This is a genomic window from Clostridium sp. YIM B02555 (genome assembly GCF_022320955.1).
GTDB lineage: Bacteria > Bacillota > Clostridia > Clostridiales > Clostridiaceae > Clostridium > Clostridium saccharoperbutylacetonicum.
In genome coordinates this window covers 44,310-64,887 of sequence record NZ_JAKJJY010000008.1, presented here as the reverse complement: position 1 = coordinate 64,887, position 20,578 = coordinate 44,310, and the positions used below count along the sequence as shown (strand labels likewise).

The following is a 20,578-nucleotide window of genomic DNA, read 5'->3' as shown; positions in this document are numbered from 1 at the left end:
AAATGGATTCTACAATTGAAATATTAAAAAGTGAACTTGGTCAAGCGGTTTTAGATTCAGGAAAAATGATAGGAATAGCAATGATAATATCATTAATTGTTGGAGGGGCTTTAGGTCTTGTATTATATTTAACCTCTAATAAATTATTTTTTAAAAATAATTTAGCTAATTCATTTGCAGGATTTATTATAAATATAATTCGTTCACTTCCATTTATAATATTATTGGTTTTGTTACTTCCAATCACTAAAATAATAGTTGGTTCTAATATTGGACCAGAAGCAGCAACAGTTCCTATTACTATTGCAGCAATTGCATTTTTTGCTAGATTGTCAGAGGGAGCTTTTAATGAAGTTGATAGTGGAGTAATAGAAGCAGCAATTTCATCTGGTGCAAGTTTACGCCTTATTTTGTTTGATGTATTAATAGTAGAAGCTTTTCCAAGTTTAATAAGGGCAATTACAGTAAATTTAGTAAGCTTAATTGGGTATTCAGCTATGGCAGGAATTGTTGGCGGCGGAGGAATAGGTGATTTAGCAATAAGATATGGATATTACAGATATGAAACTGGGGTAATGATTGTAACGGTTCTTATTTTATTGGTTTTAGTACAAGCAATTCAAATAACTGGAGATGCTTTGGCTACAAAGTTATCTAGAAAATAAAATTATTATGTTTATTAGCTTCAAAGCATTAAGGGGGCATCAAAATGAAATATAATTTGTTAAGAAATATAATTAAGGATGCAGAAAGAATTATCTTTGGGGAGGAAATAGATAAAAAATATTTAACAGATGGACTTAATTTAGATTATGGGGAAGCTGATGTTTTGGTTTTTGTAGAGAATGGGGAGGAAATCAGTAATATAATAAAGTTTGCCAATGAAAATTTAATACCAATTACACCTAGGGGTGCTGGAACCTGTCTTACTGGGGCAACAATACCTAATAAAAAAGGAATAGTTTTAGATTTATCAAAAATGAATAATATATTAGAATTAGATGAAGAAAACTTTAATATAACAGTAGAGCCAGGCGTCTTATTACAGGATGTTCAAGCATATGTAGAAGAAAGAGGCTTGTTTTATCCTCCAGATCCAGGTGAAAAAACTTCAACTATTGGAGGCAATATAAGCACTAATGCTGGTGGGATGAGAGCAGTAAAATATGGAGTAACCCGTGATTATGTACGTGAACTAGAAATAGTTACAGGAAATGGTGAAACAATAACTGTTGGAAGTAAAACTATTAAAAATAGTTCAGGATTGGATTTAAAGGATTTAGTTGTAGGATCTGAAGGCACTTTAGGGATTATAACTAAAGCTACCTTAAAGCTTATACCAAAACCTAAAAATACAGTTAATATATTGATATCATTTGAAAAGCTAGAAGATGCTATAAAAAGTGTGAGTAAAATAATAAAATTAAATGCAAATCCAACTGCAATAGAATTTATGGAAAGAAATATAGTGGAAAATTCAGAGAAATTTTTAAATCTAAAATTACCTTCTAATTTAGGGAATGCTTACTTGATTCTTACTTTTGATGGTGAAGAAAAAGAAATAATTTCAAATTACACCAATGCAAGAGAAGCAGCAATAAATAGTGGAGCGTTAGATTTTAAGGTTCTAAATGAAAATGAAGCTATAGATACTTGGAAAATAAGAGGTGCGCTAGCAAGTTCAGTAATGGAATTTAATGAACAACTGCCTATAGATATAGTTGTACCTATAAACAAAACATCAGAGTTTGTTGAATTCACCAATAAAAGTGGAGAAAAGCATGGCTTACAAGTTATTTATTTTGGACATGCTGGAGATGGAAATACTCATGTGAGTATAATAAGAAACGGCATGGAAAAAGTTGATTGGAAGAAGAAATCCTACGATTTAGCTTATGAATTATATATAAAAAGCCATGAACTCAATGGTCTGCCATCAGGTGAACATGGAATAGGATTAAGTAAAAAAGAATTTTTTAAAAATGTTACAGGAGAAAAAGAATTGCTATATATGAAAGGGCTAAAAGCTGTATTTGATAAGAATAATATATTAAATGAAGGAAAAGTGTATTGTTAGATTCTCATAAAATACAATGTTAGTAAATATGTTTTAATTAACTAAAAGATAAATTTGATTTATGAACAAATAATAAAGTCCTTTTTTGTTATCAGTTTAAAGTAGAATAGTATAAATGTAGATAATCAAACGTGTAAAAATTTACTAAAATTCTTAGATATAAAGGAATTTGTATTACGATTATTGTTGGATTTAATTGGTATTGGAATTAAAATAAATATAAGGAATGCGCATTCATTTATTATTGAAGAATAAGGGAGAGAATGATAAATGAAAAATTACTTTAAAAAGTTTAGTATAATGTTTGTAATGGCTTTAATGTTTATTGGTATTGGAATGATTGAAAATGGAAGTGCGGTTAATGCTGCTATAACAGCAGACGGATGGCAAAGATATGATGATACTGATAAAAGATTGTTATATACAAAAAATATCATGGGATCAATTAGTAGTGTACATTATAATGGAAGCACAAGTGTCATCATTCCAGGGGAGTCTGTTAAATTTACATTTTACGGAACAAAATTACGAGTTGTTTGTGCAGAATGGAGCAATAAATCTACAAAAAATGTCATTAAAATAGATGATAATATAAGTGATACATTTTCAAGCTATCATAGCAATTCAGGAAGTGTAAGCCAGATAGTAACATATGAAAAAGAGAACTTACCAAAGGCTTTTCACAAAGTAACTATAACAGTTCCAAATGATGAGGTTAATAAAAATTTAGAACTAGATGCAATAGATATAGATAACACAGGTTATTTAATAGGTAACAATGAATCAATAACATTAGATAAATCAACAATGAATTTAAATGTAGGTGATTCACAACAATTAACAGCAACAACAACACCAGCAGGAGCACAAGTGACATGGAAATCAAGTGATCCTTCAGTAGCAACAGTAGATTCAACTGGAAAAGTTACTGGAGTAAAAGAAGGAACTTGTACAATTACAGCTACAACTGCTGATGGATTAACTGCAACCTGTGTTGTAACTGTAACACTAAAAGGAATTGAACCAAATCCTAATCCGACTCCAGATCCAACAGATACAGATAAGATAGTTAATATTGCTCATGCCAAAGGTACCAATACTAATAATCCTGGTGGAGAGGTTACGATTATATTTCATGGATCAGCTGATACTATCTTGAGCGTAGTAAAAACAGCAGATGTAAAAGAGGTATGGATAGGAGATAATTTCACATATACTCTTGTAATTACTAACACAGGTACAAAAACAGCTAAAGCAGTAGTGGTAAGTGATCCAGCACCTAATCATATTGATTTTAATGTTAGTGGAGTAACAACTACTCAAGGGACAGTTGATTCAAGTTCAACATCAAAAAACATTATAGTTAATGTTGGAGATATACTACCTGGAGGAACAGTAACAATTAAAATACCTTCAACTGTAATAGCATAAATTGATTTTTTGAAAAAATAATTAAATATAAAGTTTATGAAAGGTACTTGCAAAATGCATGTACCTTTTAATATTGTTACATAATGGTATAAATGGATATTTTATAAATTATTAGAAGCTGTTTTCTGGGTTTGTAACTGGCGGAAAGTATGAATTGTTTTGTGTTTTTAGAATACAAAAGAATTTTTTTGTGAAGAATGTTTAGAGTAGATGTAATAAATAAAAGATATTCTTAAAAATTTAACAATACATGCTATAATTGAAGTAAAGTAGTTAGATTATGATGAATTAAGTTTGAGGTAGGATAAAATGAGTTTAAAAATATTAAAAACAACTGGTAATAATATTGATTTTATAAAACTTATAAAACTGTTAGATGATGACCTTAATGAACGATATGGGGAACTACAAAAGCAGTATAATAAGCATAATAAAGCTGACTATATAAATGATGTGATAATTATTTATAAAGATGAAATACCTGTTGCATGTGGAGCCTTCAAGGAGCACAATGTTGAGGACATAGAATTAAAACGAATATTTGTAAAAAAAGAATACAGACGTCAAGGATTATCCAAATTAATAATTAGTGAATTGGAGAAATTAGGAAGAAGCAAAGGGTATAAATATGCTCTGTTAGAAACAGGAATAAAGCAGCATGAAGCAATTAATCTGTATAAAAATACTGGTTATGATATAATAGAAAATTTTGAGCCATACAAAGGGAATACAAATAGTGTATGTATGAAGAAAAAATTATTTAAGGAACAAAAAATGCCAATTTGTGTTCCAGATTTATCATTAAGACCATTTAGTCTTTCTGTAGAGAGGACAATGCCATTCTCACCAAGCATTTTGTACAGGGCTTGGACTGAACAGTTTGATCTCTGGTTTGCAGAACCAGGTTCTGTCTTGATGAAAGGAGAAGTCAACACTGCTTTTTTCTTTGAAACGGCTTTTGAAGGAAATCGCTATCCACACTATGGACGTTTTCTCAGACTTGTGCCTGACAAATTGGTTGAACTTACATGGATAACTGGTGCTGGTGGAACTAAAGGTGCTGAAACAATTGTGACTGTAGAATTGAAGGAAATAGAGGATGGAACTGTATTACGATTAACTCATGCAGGGTTTTTAGATGAAGAGTCAAAGAATGGACATGAGCAAGCATGGCCAATGGTTCTTGCACAATTGGAGGATAAATTGAGGAAGTTCTATAACAGTTAACTAGTATGTTGTAGAAAGTATATAGTAATTAAATAAAGAATGAAAAATTGCACCTAAGGTTATGGTTAAGTGCAATATATAAACTTAGTTATAGGCTTGTTTTTACGGTAACTTTCAAGGTCTTAACAAATACATGTTGTAATATTAGACACAAGTTTTTGGCTGTTTGATTGTCTATGTTTCCTAAGTGAAGTTGTGATTCGAGTTTATACATTAACAATCATGTTTGATTGTCAGCCATTATATAAGCTTGTAGTTGGGTTTGATAGTAGGTATTTGTGTTAACAATTGAGTGTTTATATACAATTGAAAAGTAGATTTATTTATATATAAGAGAATGATTTTGGGTATAGTGCTTAGGGGAGAACTAAATATATTAGATTAAAACGGAGAAAAAGATACTTCTCCAGCACCAATTATTATTAGAATATCGCCTTCTTGGACAGGTCCCAATTTTACGGTTTCGTTTAGGTTCAAAAAACGTAAAAATATTTTCTGATTACCTTTAGAATCAATTACTGCTACACTAAGAGTTTTATCAGGAGTTATTAGTTTAGCTGTAATATATTTTCCACTATATTGAGTGATACTATGTATACCTTGTGTATAAGTAGTAGAAATAGGGATTGGCTGTGCTTGTGGCGTTTTAACAAATAAAAATATATAAATTAGAAAAAACACTAAAAATCTCTCTATTTTCATAAGAACACCTCCATTATATTAGTATTTTATTTTAATAATTAGAATATGCATCCTACTGATAATTAAAGTGTCAATAATGTTTTATGTCGTAATACTAGTATAAAGATGTATACTTAAGAAAATTAATGATTGTCATAACACTGACATAAATATTATGTATCATAAATGTATAAGATAGTTAAACATTATTTTCCCCTTATTAAAAATAAATATCCAGTTTAAAGAATGGTCTATTCACCTTAGTAGATCATTCTTTTTATTTATAGAGAAAGTAGGTTAAATCGTAATATATTTATCATATGGATATGGAATTATAATTTCTCCATTAACAATTTTATAATTAGTATTTTCGATAGGATTTAAATTGTGAATTAAGTTCATTCCAATAGTATAAAACAGTTCAGCTTCAGCCTTTGGATCAAGAATAATTGTACCAGTCATAAATCCTTTATCAATTAAATTTTTAGCTTCGAGTAATCCATCTACTCCAACAACGGCTATAGTTTTAGCTTTATCACCTTTATTATAGTTATATTTTTGCAATGCTTCAATTGCTCCAATTGCCATAGCGTCGTTATTTGCAATTATTGCTTCAATTTTGCCATCATATTTAAGAAATAATGAATCCATGGCCTCTTTAGCTAATTCTCGTAACCAATAGCCATCTATTAGTGCAAGCTGCTGTGTTTCTATTCCTGAATCATTAATTGTTGAAATAGAATATCTTGTTCTATTAATTGCGGCAGGATTATCTTCTTTACCTTGTAGCAAAACATATTGTAATATATTATCATTATTTTTATCTAGAGCATTTTTATTATTATTCCATAAATCAACAAGTATTTGACCTTGATATATACCCTGTTGCTTAGAATCAGATGATACAAAAGCAACTTTGTTATAATAGTTCAAAACTTTTGAAACGACTTCTGGACTAACGTTCTCTAGAATTAGAGGAACATTTTTTGGCTTGACTTTCAATATGACGTTTTCTAGTACATCTTCGCTTGTATCAGCCAAGCTTGCTATAATTAGATCAATATCACTTTTAAGAATTGAATCTAATGTCTCGTATTGTAAAGAAATATTATCGTTTCCGTAATAGAAGGTAAATCGAATATTCTTATGTTCTTTTTGAATATCCTCTAAATTTTGTTTTAGTTGTAATAGAAATAAATCATTAGGACTAGATAATAATACTGCAACATTAGCTACAGAGGTATCATTAAAATCAAAATTTGGGTTAGCAAATGCATTAAATTTAGTATTAAACATTAGATTTAAGGATATTGATATTATTATAATGAATAAAGTTATTTTTTTTAATATTTTCATTAATAACCCTCCAATTCATTGTTTAAAAGTATAATATTAAATATTAGTGTTTCTACTAATATAAAATTTATCCTAATTAATACATCTCTGAATTGATAGATTCATAGAAAATACTTATAATGGAGAATAAAAGAATTGTGCCCTAATGCATGGTTAATTAATTTCACTAATCAATCTGGTATGGTTACTGAAGCAATAATTAAACATGGTGGCTGGAAAAATTGTATTGGATTATGTAATGTACCAATTATGGCATTAAAGGATGAATTTAAAATGTTTGATTTAGCTGAAAAAGATTTTATACATCAGTTTGCAGGATTAAATCATTTTCATTGGCATAAGGTTTCAGATGGAAGTGGAAATGACTTAACTGATAAGATTATAGATAAAATGTGTCTTGAAAATTCAGCAACTCCAGCTAATATTCATGATGTGAAATACTTGAAGGATCAATTGAAGGAAATGCAGCTGATTCCTTGTGCATATCATAGATATTACTACATGCAAGATGAAATGCTAAAGGATGGATTAGAAGAATTTAATGGAGTTGGAACTCGTGGACAACAAGTAAAGAAAACAGAAGCTGAATTGTTTGAATTATATAAGGATGAAAACTTAGACCATAAACCTAAACAGTTAACAAAACGTGGAGGAACATATTATAGTGATGCTGCATGTGAATGTATTAATGCAATTTATAATGATAAAAGAACTACAATGGTAGTTAGTACTCAAAATAATGGGGCAATAGCTGACTTACCATATGATAGTGTTGTAGAAATATCTTCTATAATCAGTGGAAAAGGAGCTATGCCGCTTAACTGGGGAAAATTTAATTCAGCAGAAAGAGGCTGGGTGCAATGTATGAAGGCAATGGAAGAATGTGTTATTAAAGCAGCTATTACTGGAGATTATGGACTAGCATTACAAGCATTTATGTTAAATCCATTGGTAAAGGGTGGAGCTTGTGCTAAACAAGTTTTAGACGAATTATTAGTTGCACATAAAAAATATTTACCTCAATTTGCCGATAAGATCGCTGAATTAGAGGCAGAAGGTGTAGAATCTAAAGATTCTGTTGTGATGGAGTTAATGGTTAATGGACATTAATAATTATTAGGGCAAAACCAAAATTAATATTGTAAATTTTGATTATTTAATGCGTTGATTTATAGAATTGAGATTCTTTAATCAACGCATTTTTCTTTATACTATATCTAAAAGTTTTGAAATATCACATATAGTATGTTTAGAATATGTACAAGTAGTAGTTTTATCATATTGATAAAAACAAGAATCAATTCCGCTGTTAATTGCTCCTTGCACATCAGAAGTAGGGCTATCCCCAACCATTAGTATTGAACTTTTAGAAACTCCAGCCAGATTTTTTATGCAAAAGTCAAAGAAATAAGGTGAAGGCTTTTCATATGTTATTGTTTCAGAGATAAAATGTCCATCAAATAAGTTTATTATTCCAGCCTTTGATAAGCGTTTTATTTGGGTTGAATATACACCATTTGAAGCTGAATATATTTTTTTACCCATTGCCCTTAGTTTGATTAAAGTATCTTCTGCATTAGGAATAAGAGCAGAAGAATTATCAAGATAAAATCTGTACTTTTTTTCTACAGCTTCACCATCGACTTGTAGATCATAAAGCTTAAAAAATTCACTAAAGCGAGTATTAAGAACAATTTCTTTAGAAATTTTGCCTTGTTCAAGTTTGTGCCATAAAGCTTGATTTATTTTTTTGTATTGTTGTAATAACTCCTCTGTGTAGGTTAGGCCTGTCTCTTTAATGACTTCTTTGAAGCTATCTTTTTCAGCAACATTAAAATCTAAAATAGTGTTGTCTAAGTCCATTAAAATAATATCATACATGATATTGTCTCCTTCTATATACGTTTTTTATGATAATAATATGATAAACCCATTAGACGGGAAAGCAGAAAAAAGCTTATTATGGTGCCCTCTCTTATATAAAGAGCATGACTAGTTATTAAAGTTAGGATTATTGTTGTAACCATAAAGAAAATATCAAATCTCATTCTTATTATTGTTAAGCTGCATCCAAGCTTTTGACCTAACACTAGGCATAAACTTTCGAGAGGAAACTTAATGATTTCCATAGAAAGAATTGCACCTAAGCTAATTGAAGCTAAGCCAAGCCCAAGCATAAATATAACTAATCTAAAGAAATAAGTTTCTATTACAAAATTATTTAAAATAGAATAAACAAATAAATTGATAATATAACCATTTACTATTGTAGCTATTATTTGAATAATATCATAGCGATTTAGAGAAGCTTTTCTAATAATAAGATAGATTATGAAAAATAATAAATTTAATAAGTTTAGAAAAGTACCAATCTCTAAATTTAAAAGGTCAGCTATTAGCAAAGAAAAAGCATTAAGCATACTTTGACCAATTCCAGCCTTGATTTGGAAAGAAATTCCTAAGCCAAGCATTAAAAACAATGCTATTGAGTATAAAGCTTTTTTTATATATTGAACCTTCATTTTATTCACCTTGTATAATGAACATATATTATAAAAATAATAAATTTAGTGAGTTTAGAAAAGTACCAATCTCTAAATTTAAAAGGTTAGTTATCAATAAGATATATAGATATTCAAACCAAGAATTAGACTTATGCAACAATTACCGAAACCAGATACATTTATCTTCCACAGGACTAATGAAATTTTCGCTGGATGGATTCTAAGTGGAAGGTTGCACTCATTTCTGCATGTTCCTAAAGTAAATTTATGACAAGCAGAAAATGGAACAACCTTCCACTAATAACCATCACAGCTCAATTTCATATGACTGATTCCAGAAAAATGTATCTAATTTCTAGTGTAGTGTTACGATTATAATTTCTCAATTATACATCTATATTCCATTGATAAGTTTGATTCTTAAATTTGATATCTATAGTAAAAATTCATTATACGTTTCCTTTCTTAATATTTTTTACTACAATTAACATAAGATGTTGTGGATTAGTTTTCTCGCCTTGTAATTAATTATTTTATATTAGTATGATAAAATGAAATAAGAAAATCATATATGAGAAATATCATATTTTAGGAGAAGAATAAAATGTTTTTTGATAAGGAAATACCATCAATAATAGTTGAAAATGGAAAGAAAAGAACTTTTAAAAAAAATCATAATATTTATAAAATAAACAGTAAAATAACACATTGCTATTTTATTTTATCAGGTACCGTTAAAATTTATATAGATCATACAAATGGAAGGCGTTCAATTCTTGACTTTGCTTTAGAAAAGGATTGGTTAGGAGAACTTTCTTTGTTTCATGAGGAATCTGATATAAAAGAAAACAAAGTGCTTCAAGAGGTTGAATGTTTAGAATTTGATATAGAAAAATTACAAGCCTTATGCAGAGAAAATGCAGAAGTTTCTTTTTACTTTGCAGCATATATTTCTAATAAATTATTAACCCGAAGTTATCGAATGAGTGAAAATTTGAATTATTCCTTGGAAAATAGACTTGCAACTTTTATTCTCCAATATGAGCAAAAAGGTATATATAATATAAGTCATACAGATGTTTCAGAATATATGAATGTTAGCTATCGCCATGTACTATATGTTATTAAGCAGTTTTGTGAAAATGGTGTGTTAGCTAAGGACAAGGAAAAAGGGTATATTATTTTGGATATGGAGAAATTAGAGCGATTGCGGGAAGAAAAATAAAATTATACCTACCTGCCAAATCAAATAAGAAGAGACGGTTTCATGCTTTGTATGACAAAATATATAGAGAAGATACTTTATATATGGCTTGGGAATTAGTAAAGAGAAATAAAGGAACTGCTGGTATTGACGATGTATATATTGAAGATATCATTAGATTTTAATATCTACATATTATGACAAATTAAATCAAAATCAGAACCCTATAGTATTGAATAAAAATTGAAATGCATTAAAATATAACGTAGGAGATTTATTATTTTATAAGCAAAGATTTAAAATAATTAATGATAAAGAGTATATATGAATTTAATTTGGGGTGTTTTATGATAAATAATCTAAGAAAGAAAATAAGTCAAAGGCAAGAGGTATTATCTCAGGTTTTGTATAAAACATTAATTTCAGTTAGCTTAGGGCTTATAGGCTTTATTGGAACATTTTTTGCATCAGGATTAAAAGTGGATCAATTTAATTTAGATTTTGTTTGGAGTTTGATCTTTCCTATGCTTGTTACTCAAGCTTGGGGAGTAAAATATGGAATTTTAAGCTCAGTTATTGGATTAAGTGCATTTCATTCTTTTTATCTTTGGCAAAATGAAGGCTGGGCGTGTTTTGTCAGTTTTTTAATTAACATTGTTTGGTTTATATTACATGGATATGGAGTAGAGAAAAGAAAACAATATAAAAAATATATTTATAATATTTACTTTATTGAGATATTTTGTTTGTTAATAAATTTAGGATTGTACTTTTTTTTATTTCCACTCTCAATAAAATATAATCTACACTCTTGGTATAATGATGCTATTACTATGGTTAATATAGGGGATCTTAATATATTTTTTATAAAAAGAATAGTTCAAGATTTTTTTATCCTTACTGGATGCGATACATTACTATTATTACCAAGTGTGAAAAAATTATTTTTATTTAATATAGAAAGTAAGTCAAGGCATAATGGGACTATTTTAGCAAGGGCTTTGGCTATTTGTATAATCTTTTGTTTTCTTTCAATATTTATAGAATATTTATTACATTTGAGAGATAATCCATTTGCATTATCTCAAATTGTTGATACCAGAGATGTAATACATTTTATTATTCTTATAATGTTTTGTATGGTTACAGGAAGCGTTACTATCAGTTACCTTGAGAAAAAACAAAAGGCAGAGGAACTTGTTAGACAAAGCGAGAGAAAATATAATGATATTTTTGAAAATATAATGAACCTTTATAGTGAGACTTTAATTAATGGAACAATAGTTGAGATATCTCCTTCTGTGAAAAAAATATTAGGATACGAGCAGCATGAAGTTATAGGAAAAAATATAGGAATAATCTATAAAGAACTTAAGTTTAGAAAACAAATATTAAAGCGTTTGTTGGATGAAAAAAATATTGAAAACCTAGAGATTGAGGTGAGAAAGAAGGATGGTACGAAATGTGTCTTGCTAGTAAATTTTAGAGTAGTTAATACAGAAGATGGATTAGAAAAGATTATTTGTATTGGAAGAGATGTGACTGATTATGTGGAAGCTAAAAGAAAAGAAACTGAGATACAAGAAGAATATAAGATTATTTTCGATAAAATGCTTGAGGGAATGATAGTAAGTGAGTTTATATACGATGAAAACGGTGAACTTGTAGATGCAATAGCAACCAAAGCAAATCAAGCAATTGAGAAACATCTCGGTTTAAAGGCTTCTGATGTTATTGGTAATACATATATAAAATCCCTTGATGGAAATAAATCAACTTTGAAGAAGCTTCAGAATATATTAAAGACTGATACTCCATTGAAATGTGAGGCTTTCACCCAAAGATTTAATCGACATTTATTATTAAATGTTTTTAAACTTAATAACAAACAGATAGGTATAATGTTTCATGACATCTCTGATTTAAAGCAGTTAGAAGCAAATCATAGAGAAATGGCAGAGCGTCTAGAAGCGGTTTTTGAAAGTACTAATGATAGGATATATTCAGTAGATAGGAATTATCGAATTTTAAATTTTAATTCGGCAGTAAAAGATTATATTAAACGAAGCTATGACGTTGAGATTGAGATTGGTCAAAGTATATTGGAACTTGCATCAGATGAGGTTACACAGGAATGGAAAGTTTTTTATGACAGGGCACTGAGTGGAGTGAGATATAGTTTCGAATATTATATTACTCATGAGAAAACATATGTTGAAGTATTCTTTAATCCTATATATCACAATAGGGAAATTTGTGGAACAGCTGTATTTATTAAAGACATTACTAAAAGAAAAAAAGCTGAACTGGAGATTATAAAGATTAACAAAGAACTGGAGCAGCTTGTAGAAGAACGTACTAGGGATCTAAGAAGCACTTTAACAGAACTAGAAGCCTTTACTTATACGGTTTCACATGATTTGAAATCGCCTTTAAGGGCAATTGATGGATATAGCAGGATAATTCTTGAAGATTACGAAGAAACTCTGGAAAAAGAAGCTGTAAATATGATAACTAATATCGCTAACGTGAGCTGTGATATGGTAAAACTCATTGACAAGGTGCTGCAATATTCAATTACTTCTAAAGAAAATATTCAAAGGGAAAAAATAGATATAAGAGAAATGTTCATAAATGTATTTAATGAAATAAAGGCAACATGTGTAGGAAGAAATATTGAGTTTAATATAGAGACAGCAATACCAACTGTGATTGCTGATAAAACTCTTATAAGACAAGTAGTTTATAATATACTAAGCAATGCTATGAAATTTACAAAAAACAAGGATATTGCCATTATTAGTGCTGGCTGTTTACAAAATTATAATGAACAAATTTTCTATATAGAAGATAATGGGGCTGGTTTTGATATGAAATACTCCAAGAAGCTTTTTGCCATGTTTCAAAGGCTTCATAATAAAGAAGAATATGAGGGAAGTGGAATTGGATTAGCTACAGTACACAAAATAATTCAAAGACATGGAGGAAAAACTTGGATAGAGAGTAATTTAAATAAAGGTACTAAGGTATTTTTTTCTCTTCCCATAGAATAAGGTGATTAAATGTACAAGGTAATGATAGTTGATGATATGGAAATAGTGAGATTACAATTGAAGAGACTGAAAATATGGGGGGAAGTCTCAGGGTTTGAAATTACAGATGAAGCTAGAAATGGATATGAGGCTCTACAAAAACTTCAAACTAATCCAGTTGACCTAATTATAACTGATATCCGTATGCCTATAGTAGACGGAGTAGAATTACTTGAGGAGGTAATGAAAAAAAAGCTGGTGTTTTGTGTAGTGCTTCTTAGTGACTATAGCGAATTTGAATATGCTAGAAAAGGGTTGGTATTAGGTGCTTTTGATTATCTTATTAAGCCAGTAAATGCAAATGATATTAACAAGTTACTTGAGAGAGCTAAATTGTTCATCATTGAAAAAAAGGAAGAGAAAAAACTAAATGTGTATAACTATTCAGTAGATGTTACACAAATATTAGAATTGTTTGAAAGTGGCAGAACAGTAGAAAATTTGGCTTATTCTATTTTTGATAAACTAGTTTTTGGTGATTTGGATAAGATAAGAATGTATCATCTAATTACAGAGTTTTTCGAAGAAGTATTGGAAGCAATAAACAATAATATGCCTTGGTTTATAAAATTTGCTGATGTAAGTTATATTAAGAGCTTAAATCTGAATGATTTAGCTTCTTTAGATGAATTACGTGATATATACATTTCGTGTATTAAAAATTTAGAAGCACAAATAATGTACCTATATTTAGGTAAAAATTATGGTGATTTAATAAATAAAGTAAGCATTTTTATTTTAAATGATGTGGAAAATGAAGTTGCATTATCTACAATTGCAAACTATATGCATATGAATAAAAATTATCTATGCGAAATTTTCAAGAAAAAGACGAGTATGTCACTTTTAGATTATATGACAAAAGTTAAAATGGAACGAGCTAAAAAGATGCTTAGAGAGTGTGAAGATAGAAGTTATGAGATAGCAGATAAACTGGGTTACAGGGATCCAGAGTATTTTAGTAAGTTATTCAAGAAGTATTCAAGTATGTCACCAACAGAGTATAGAAAATTAAAAAAATAAGAAAAAAATGAAAGCGGTTATGAGATTAACGATATATTTAAAGAGTAATTTATTCTGAAAATTAATTTTTTCTTAGAAATTAAGTAAAAGCAATGTATTATTTGAAATGTACATTGCTTTTATTTTTTAAACTGAATTTTTTCCGGGTAAAATATAGTTTTTTTTCATTAAATTTTAAATTAAAACAATGTATAATAAATTGTGTTTTTTATAATCTATGGAGTAGTTGAAATTGCAATGTGAAGATTTCAGCTAGTACTCAAAGGGTTACCAATAAGATAATCATTTTAATATTGTTATCAATATACAACTAGGGGGCGAAATTATACTGAAAACTATTAGACGAAATAAATTATGAGATTTTAGCTTTTAAAAATCTTGAATATCAACATATTATTCAATCATAAGAAAGTCATTAAATGTTAAATGTACATTTTTAATTGGAATTTATATATCTAAAAATAGACGAGAAATTTTATGCAAATTGAATATTACTAAAAGCACAGTATAATCTTAATTTATAACATAGTATGTTTATACTATAAGTTGAAAAGGAAGGTTAAAAATAATGAATGAAAAGCAAAAAAATATATTAGTGGTTGACGATAGTGCAAGTGTTAGAAATTTTATAAAACTTATTTTAGAAGATGCAAATTACAATGTATATGAAGCATCTAATGGTGAGGAAGGAATTGCGGTATATAAAAAATTAGGTAATATTGATTTGATAATTACGGATATATATATGCCTCGAAAAAGTGGATTAGAGCTTGTAGTAGAACTAAGAGAAGAATATAAAGATATAAATATAATTGTTCTTTCAGATGGTGGTAAGTATAATTTTTCTAATGAGTTAGATATTTGTGAAACGCTGGGAGCTGCTTATTTTATAAAAAAGGATTTGATTAATAACGAGTTGATTAAACTAGTAAATAAAGTGTTTTTGCATTAGAGTTCAGTACAACTTCAGAACAAGTATCAAAGTTTGCAATAAACTTAGAGAATATTTCTAAAAAGCAAAATCAAGGGATAAATGAGTTTGAAATTTAAATATATCAATTTTGTTATGCTATGTTTGAGTTATTAATGTGAACGTTCAATAATTAGTTTATAAATGGAGGAAATATAATGAGGATTTTTAACAACTTAAAAATGTTATATAAGTTAATGACAGCTTTTATAATAATGGTAGTATTTATTGGAAGTGTTGGCTTTGTAGGAATATCAAATATGAAAGAGATTAATTCAAATGTTTCAGAGTTGTATAATATTGACTTAATAGGCGTAAAGGATCTAAATATGCTTAAAACAAATCTTATGACGATTAGAGCAGATATTTTACAAATTCTAGATCCTAAAAATAGCAGTAAAGTTTCTAGTTTGGTTGATGATATCAACAAAATGCAAGAGGAAGATATGAAGTTAGTTGAAGAGTATAAAACTACAATCACTACTACACTTGATCAGGAGCAGTTTGCTCAGTTTGAAAAATTATTAGGTGATTATAGAAGTGCTCGTAATCAAATTACAGATAAAGTAAAGATTTCAGATTATGATGGGGCTAATGCTATTTTTCCCGAAGCCTCTAGAATTAGAAATGATATGTTTGCTATATTAGATAAAGAAATAAATTTAGCTACAGGAATGGCTGCTGACGATTATAATAGCAGCAATGCGATTTTTAAAAGTAGTACAATTATATCTATTAGTATTATAGTAATAGCTATAATAGCAGCAATTATTTTGGGAACCATTATATCTATTGTAATTTCAAGAAGATTAAAAGATATTCTAGCATTTTCTGAAGCTATAGGGGAGGGGAATCTTACTGCAACAATTAATATTGATTCAAAGGATGAAATAGGAAATGTTGCTAAAGCATTAAATAAATCTAAGGAAAATATTAAAATTCTTATAAGTGAAATAATGAATGGTGCTAGTGATATGAGTGCAACCAGTGAAGAGTTATCTGCAACTGTTGAAGAGGTTTCATCTAAAATGGAAGTAGTAAATGAATCAGTAGAACAAATATCTAAAGGAGTTCAAGATTTAAGTGCTACTACTGAGGAAGTAAGTGCATCAACTGAAGAAATAAGTGCTAGTACAAATGAACTTGACAATAGAGCGAATGATTCGAAAATATCTGTAAACAAGATAAAAGAGCGCGCTATTGATATAAAAGCTAAAGCTTCAAAAAATATAGAAGAAGGTACAGTTATATATGACCAGAGCCGCTCAAATATTCTAAACGCAATTGAAAAAGCTAAAGTTGTAGAAGATGTTAAAATTATGGCGGATTCTATTGGAAGTATAGCACAGCAGACAAATTTATTAGCTTTAAATGCTGCAATAGAGGCTGCAAGAGCTGGGGAACAAGGAAAAGGATTTGCAGTAGTTGCAGATGAAGTAAGAAAGCTTGCCGAGCAATCTTCACAAGCTGTTTTAGATATTCAAAGTATGGTTGGGCAGGTACAGGCAGCAGTTGAGGAGCTTTCACAAAGCGGACAAGATGTACTTAAGTTTATTGATAATAATGTGAAATCAAGCTATGAATTCCTTAAGAGTACAGGGATTCAATATGAAAAAGATGCAGAATTTATGAACAATATTACTGAAGAGATTTCATCTTCGTCAAAACAAATGAATGACGTTATTGAACAAATAAGTGAGGCTATACAAAATGTATCTGCAACGGCAGAAGAATCAGCTGCAAGCTCTGAAGAAATAGCAAATAGCGTTAATGAAGTGACTTTTGCTATTAGCGATGTTGCAAAATCTGCACAAAGTCAGGCAGAACTTGCTCAAAAATTAACTGATATGGTACAGAATTTTAAATTGTAATTATGACCCTTGGAAAAGATGGTGCTATAGCTTCTAATGGATTAGAGACTATCAGATTCGAGACTTTAGCTAAAGAGGTAGTTGATACAACTGGAGCTGGAGATGCTTTTTGGTCAGGTTTTTATACTTCAATAATTAAAGGATATTCTATAAGAGAAGCATTAAATCTTGGATTTGCAGTAAGTGCGTATAAACTTCCCCCATTTCCTTCGTTTGGAGATAGAGGTTTTGCTCCTCTAACTTATTTAGATATTGAGCCTAAGTTTGGTACTTGGGAGGATATAAAAACTATAGGAGAAAATTTTGATATCTTAGTAGATTTAATGGTTAACCATATTTCTTCGGGAATATTTGTAGATACTTATGCTAGGTTAAATCCTAGAAAGAATGATTTCTTATATTTCACTGCAACTGATGAGTGTACTAAAGAATGCTATGATTTTGTTGTAATATTCAGTTGTAATTCATGCAGATGTTATTATTAATTTACTTTCAAAAAATAACTAGTTAATAATTGTATAGATTAAATTATTAATATGAGTTAAATGCAGAAGTATGTTGAATTCTTAAATTTAATATCAAGTAGCATAAAATTTACAGTAAGACAAATTCAGCTTGCTATTAATTTAATGCTATTTTTTTTTGTTGTAAAGATTACAAAGCGTGAACTTGGTAATACATGATCTTTAAGTCATAGGTACTCAAGCTTGCTAATTTTTTATGGAAATAGGAGTGGCACCTTAAAGCACCGATTCATATACTGTCATATAATAAGAATGGTTTTTAATAGCTGCTTATGTTTTTATGTGAATAATTGCAACAATTAAAAAATTTGTTTATATAACTAAAAAAGAAAATTAATTGAAATGGAAAAAGAAAACTATATGGATGAACTAATATATTTATACAGATAATTTAGGAGGAAATTTATGAAAAATAAAGAAATATCATTAGAAGAAATTATGAAAGATGCAGATCTAGCATCAGGGTTAGATTTAGATATGTTAATAGATGAATATGTATATGAAGATGAGGATATAGAAGTAGAACCTAAGAAAAAAACTAAAAAAGAAATAGAAACTGATGGAGAAAGATGTCATAGGTGTAATGTGCCTCCAATTAAAATAAGTTGTGATTTAGAAGTAGTTGTTGGACGTAAAAATAAGATTATTTATGTACAACCAGGAAAACTACAATATTTTACAGCAACTGCAAAAAAATGTTGTGGTGATGAGACAATTGAAATAGAATATTGCGGTGATAATATAAAGTGTATATGTGGGGAAGCAGTTATACGCGGTTCTCTTGGATATTATAAAATAGTTAAATCAGGAATAATATTTATACCTCGTCGTAATCTATCTGAATTTCCTAATGAGTGGTTTCCAACAGATATTTTATGTTTCAAAGCAAAAAGTAAATGTGATAATGAAGTTAAATTTGATGTAATATTCACTTATTCTAAATGTGTAGATGGACATTGTAAATGTCATTAAATCTACGAGAAAATTATATATAAATTAAAAGATAATGAAATTTAATAAAGAAGAGGATAATAAGGCTCTGTAAATAATTTTGTGTAAGCTAAACAGAATGAACTTCTTCCTTGCAATAATTGAGATAACAAATTATTGCAAGAAGGAGTTTTTTTTATTCTTTAGGAAATTATATTGTTGGACAATCTGTGGATAACTTTTGAAACAGACTAATCAACTAGGTTTAATATTTTAAAAGAATAAAAAATAAATCATATTCGCCTGCCAGATTTTTCTCACATGCGTTCGAAAAGGCAGATGCGTAAAAAAAATCTACGGCTCCACAGTCGCCTACGATTTTTTTATTTGCTGATATTGATGAAAGAGAGACTTTGTACAAAACCAGTCATCAAATTATGATAAAATAAATCGTTTATCAACGCACAAAAAGGAAAAGTTTGTATAATCTATATATTAGAAAGCATTAACATTAGAAAAAATGGAGGAAACATTATAATGAGTGACAATAAAGAAAATGCAAATTATGGTAAGAGTGTAGAATATTCTCGTGAAAGTGCTGAGCCTTGCGCTATCGTTAAGTCTCAAGTAGAATCACTAACTGAACAAGTTGCGGTAAATCCTACTGTTATTGAACCAGGACCTGTATTTGTTAAGATTCCAGTTGTATTGGCAGAGACAAATATAACCATTCCTGTTGAAGCTACTATCAAATTGGACAAAGCAGCTATAGAAATTAAACGAATTAAAAAGAATGTATTTTTAACCCAATCTCGTATTATTCCATTTTCTCAAGATGATCGACCTGGTACTGGAGTACTATTTATAGAAGGTTTTATAAGAAAGAATATTGAGTATGCAACACAAACTTGTACTACAGCTGGAACTCCAAATGTTTGTGGAGATATAAGACACTGTACAGTTGAAGTACCTTTTAATTTCACTACAAGAATTACTTTCCTTAGACCACCAATTTTTATTGAAAATACTACTCCAAGTGAATTAGAATTTTTTACAGATAAACTTCAAGGTTGCGATGTTTGTTCAGATCCAGTGATTGGACGTAATCCTTGCGATCAGAGTTCTTCCTTCACTGAATTCTTTAATGAAAAACCTTTTACTGAATTAGTAAGAGCGGACATTACTGAAGTTGATATTCACACAAATCCAACTATCAGCTGCAAAACTCCTACAGAACAAATTTTTAATAAACTCACAGAAAAAGTAGTAGTAAATTTAACACTAAAAGTATTACAAAAACAACAAGTAAGAGTTACAGCAATATGCTAATATAACTTGTTCTAAATTGATGTTAAAAATAAAAAAACAATATAAAATTCAGAAAATAATTTCTAAGCAAAAATTTGATTGTTTTTTGAATATTATGGGACAGTATATAGTTTTGTTTTTGTATAAAACTATCCACTGTCCCATTAAATAGTTCTTATTATTTTCCTTAAGATAACTTCTTTCTTTTTTCTCATGTCCAGCTAAAGTTATGGAGTAATAAGCGTATTCTAATGTCTATCAAATCTACCTGCTCTAAGAAGAGCCTTATCTAGCATATATCTAATCTATTTGTAGAAACAATTACTACTATACCTTCTTCTTGCCCAAAACCAGCTATCAAATTATGATAAATTAAATCA

Annotated in this window: 17 protein-coding genes; 13 read left to right on the top strand and 4 right to left on the bottom strand. The window is 29.0% G+C overall.

Annotation, left to right across the window (positions count from 1 at the left end; genetic code table 11):
• Nucleotides 1–2: 2 nt before the first annotated feature.
• From L3B98_RS13025 to L3B98_RS13010, 4 genes are all read left to right on the top strand, one after another.
• Nucleotides 3–665 carry a methionine ABC transporter permease gene (locus L3B98_RS13025; protein ID WP_238916978.1) on the top strand — a complete coding sequence of 221 codons (663 nt, stop codon included), beginning with the start codon at nt 3–5 and terminating at the stop codon, nt 663–665.
• Between the two features lie 44 nt (nt 666–709).
• Complete coding sequence (locus tag L3B98_RS13020; protein ID WP_238916977.1) at nt 710–2,077, top strand: FAD-binding oxidoreductase; 1,368 nt, start codon at nt 710–712, stop codon at nt 2,075–2,077.
• A 270-nt stretch (nt 2,078–2,347) separates the two neighbouring features.
• Nucleotides 2,348–3,508, top strand: coding sequence for an Ig-like domain-containing protein (locus L3B98_RS13015; RefSeq protein WP_238916975.1), 1,161 nt, complete (start codon nt 2,348–2,350; stop codon nt 3,506–3,508).
• Between the two features lie 309 nt (nt 3,509–3,817).
• Nucleotides 3,818–4,735, top strand: a complete 918-nt coding sequence (locus tag L3B98_RS13010; RefSeq protein ID WP_238916974.1) for a GNAT family N-acetyltransferase — start codon at nt 3,818–3,820, stop codon at nt 4,733–4,735.
• 381 nt (nt 4,736–5,116) lie between these two features.
• Here the strand turns inward: L3B98_RS13010 and L3B98_RS13005 are convergent, their stop codons facing one another.
• Nucleotides 5,117–5,437, bottom strand: coding sequence for a hypothetical protein (locus L3B98_RS13005; protein WP_238916972.1), 321 nt, complete (start codon nt 5,435–5,437; stop codon nt 5,117–5,119).
• A 276-nt stretch (nt 5,438–5,713) separates the two neighbouring features.
• A complete protein-coding gene (locus tag L3B98_RS13000) occupies nt 5,714–6,772 on the bottom strand; it encodes a galactose ABC transporter substrate-binding protein (protein ID WP_238916970.1) in 1,059 nt (352 codons plus the stop codon).
• Between the two features lie 135 nt (nt 6,773–6,907).
• On the opposite strand from L3B98_RS13000, the gene L3B98_RS12995 reads away from it, so the two are divergent.
• Entirely contained in the window at nt 6,908–7,882 is a 975-nt protein-coding gene (locus L3B98_RS12995) for a 6-phospho-beta-glucosidase (RefSeq protein ID WP_238916969.1), read from the top strand.
• A gap of 96 nt (nt 7,883–7,978) precedes the next feature.
• Here L3B98_RS12995 and L3B98_RS12990 read toward each other — a convergent pair whose 3' ends face one another.
• The gene (locus L3B98_RS12990) at nt 7,979–8,653 is read right to left on the bottom strand and encodes a YjjG family noncanonical pyrimidine nucleotidase (RefSeq protein WP_238916968.1); all 675 of its coding nucleotides are present in this window, start codon (nt 8,651–8,653) and stop codon (nt 7,979–7,981) included.
• Nucleotides 8,654–8,667: 14 nt separating this feature from the next.
• Complete coding sequence (locus tag L3B98_RS12985) at nt 8,668–9,294, bottom strand: hypothetical protein (RefSeq protein ID WP_238916967.1); 627 nt, start codon at nt 9,292–9,294, stop codon at nt 8,668–8,670.
• A gap of 586 nt (nt 9,295–9,880) precedes the next feature.
• On the opposite strand from L3B98_RS12985, the gene L3B98_RS12980 reads away from it, so the two are divergent.
• The 8 genes from L3B98_RS12980 to L3B98_RS12945 all read left to right on the top strand — a co-directional run bounded on the left by L3B98_RS12980 (nt 9,881) and on the right by L3B98_RS12945 (nt 20,219).
• Nucleotides 9,881–10,501 carry a cyclic nucleotide-binding domain-containing protein gene (locus L3B98_RS12980; protein WP_238916965.1) on the top strand — a complete coding sequence of 207 codons (621 nt, stop codon included), beginning with the start codon at nt 9,881–9,883 and terminating at the stop codon, nt 10,499–10,501.
• A gap of 326 nt (nt 10,502–10,827) precedes the next feature.
• Nucleotides 10,828–13,533 (top strand): PAS domain S-box protein, encoded by a 2,706-nt coding sequence (locus tag L3B98_RS12975; RefSeq protein ID WP_238916964.1) that lies wholly within the window; start codon nt 10,828–10,830, stop codon nt 13,531–13,533.
• A 9-nt stretch (nt 13,534–13,542) separates the two neighbouring features.
• Nucleotides 13,543–14,595, top strand: coding sequence for a response regulator (locus tag L3B98_RS12970; protein ID WP_238916963.1), 1,053 nt, complete (start codon nt 13,543–13,545; stop codon nt 14,593–14,595).
• A gap of 568 nt (nt 14,596–15,163) precedes the next feature.
• Nucleotides 15,164–15,547: a response regulator gene (locus L3B98_RS12965; RefSeq protein WP_238916962.1), complete on the top strand. Its 384-nt coding sequence runs from the start codon at nt 15,164–15,166 to the stop codon at nt 15,545–15,547.
• Between the two features lie 176 nt (nt 15,548–15,723).
• Complete coding sequence (locus tag L3B98_RS12960; protein ID WP_238916961.1) at nt 15,724–17,436, top strand: methyl-accepting chemotaxis protein; 1,713 nt, start codon at nt 15,724–15,726, stop codon at nt 17,434–17,436.
• Between the two features lie 2 nt (nt 17,437–17,438).
• Nucleotides 17,439–17,921 carry a PfkB family carbohydrate kinase gene (locus tag L3B98_RS12955; protein ID WP_238916960.1) on the top strand — a complete coding sequence of 161 codons (483 nt, stop codon included), beginning with the start codon at nt 17,439–17,441 and terminating at the stop codon, nt 17,919–17,921.
• 444 nt (nt 17,922–18,365) lie between these two features.
• Nucleotides 18,366–18,932 carry a hypothetical protein gene (locus tag L3B98_RS12950; protein ID WP_238916959.1) on the top strand — a complete coding sequence of 189 codons (567 nt, stop codon included), beginning with the start codon at nt 18,366–18,368 and terminating at the stop codon, nt 18,930–18,932.
• Between the two features lie 495 nt (nt 18,933–19,427).
• Entirely contained in the window at nt 19,428–20,219 is a 792-nt protein-coding gene (locus L3B98_RS12945) for a CsxC family protein (RefSeq protein WP_238916958.1), read from the top strand.
• The last annotated feature ends 359 nt before the right edge of the window (nt 20,220–20,578 follow it).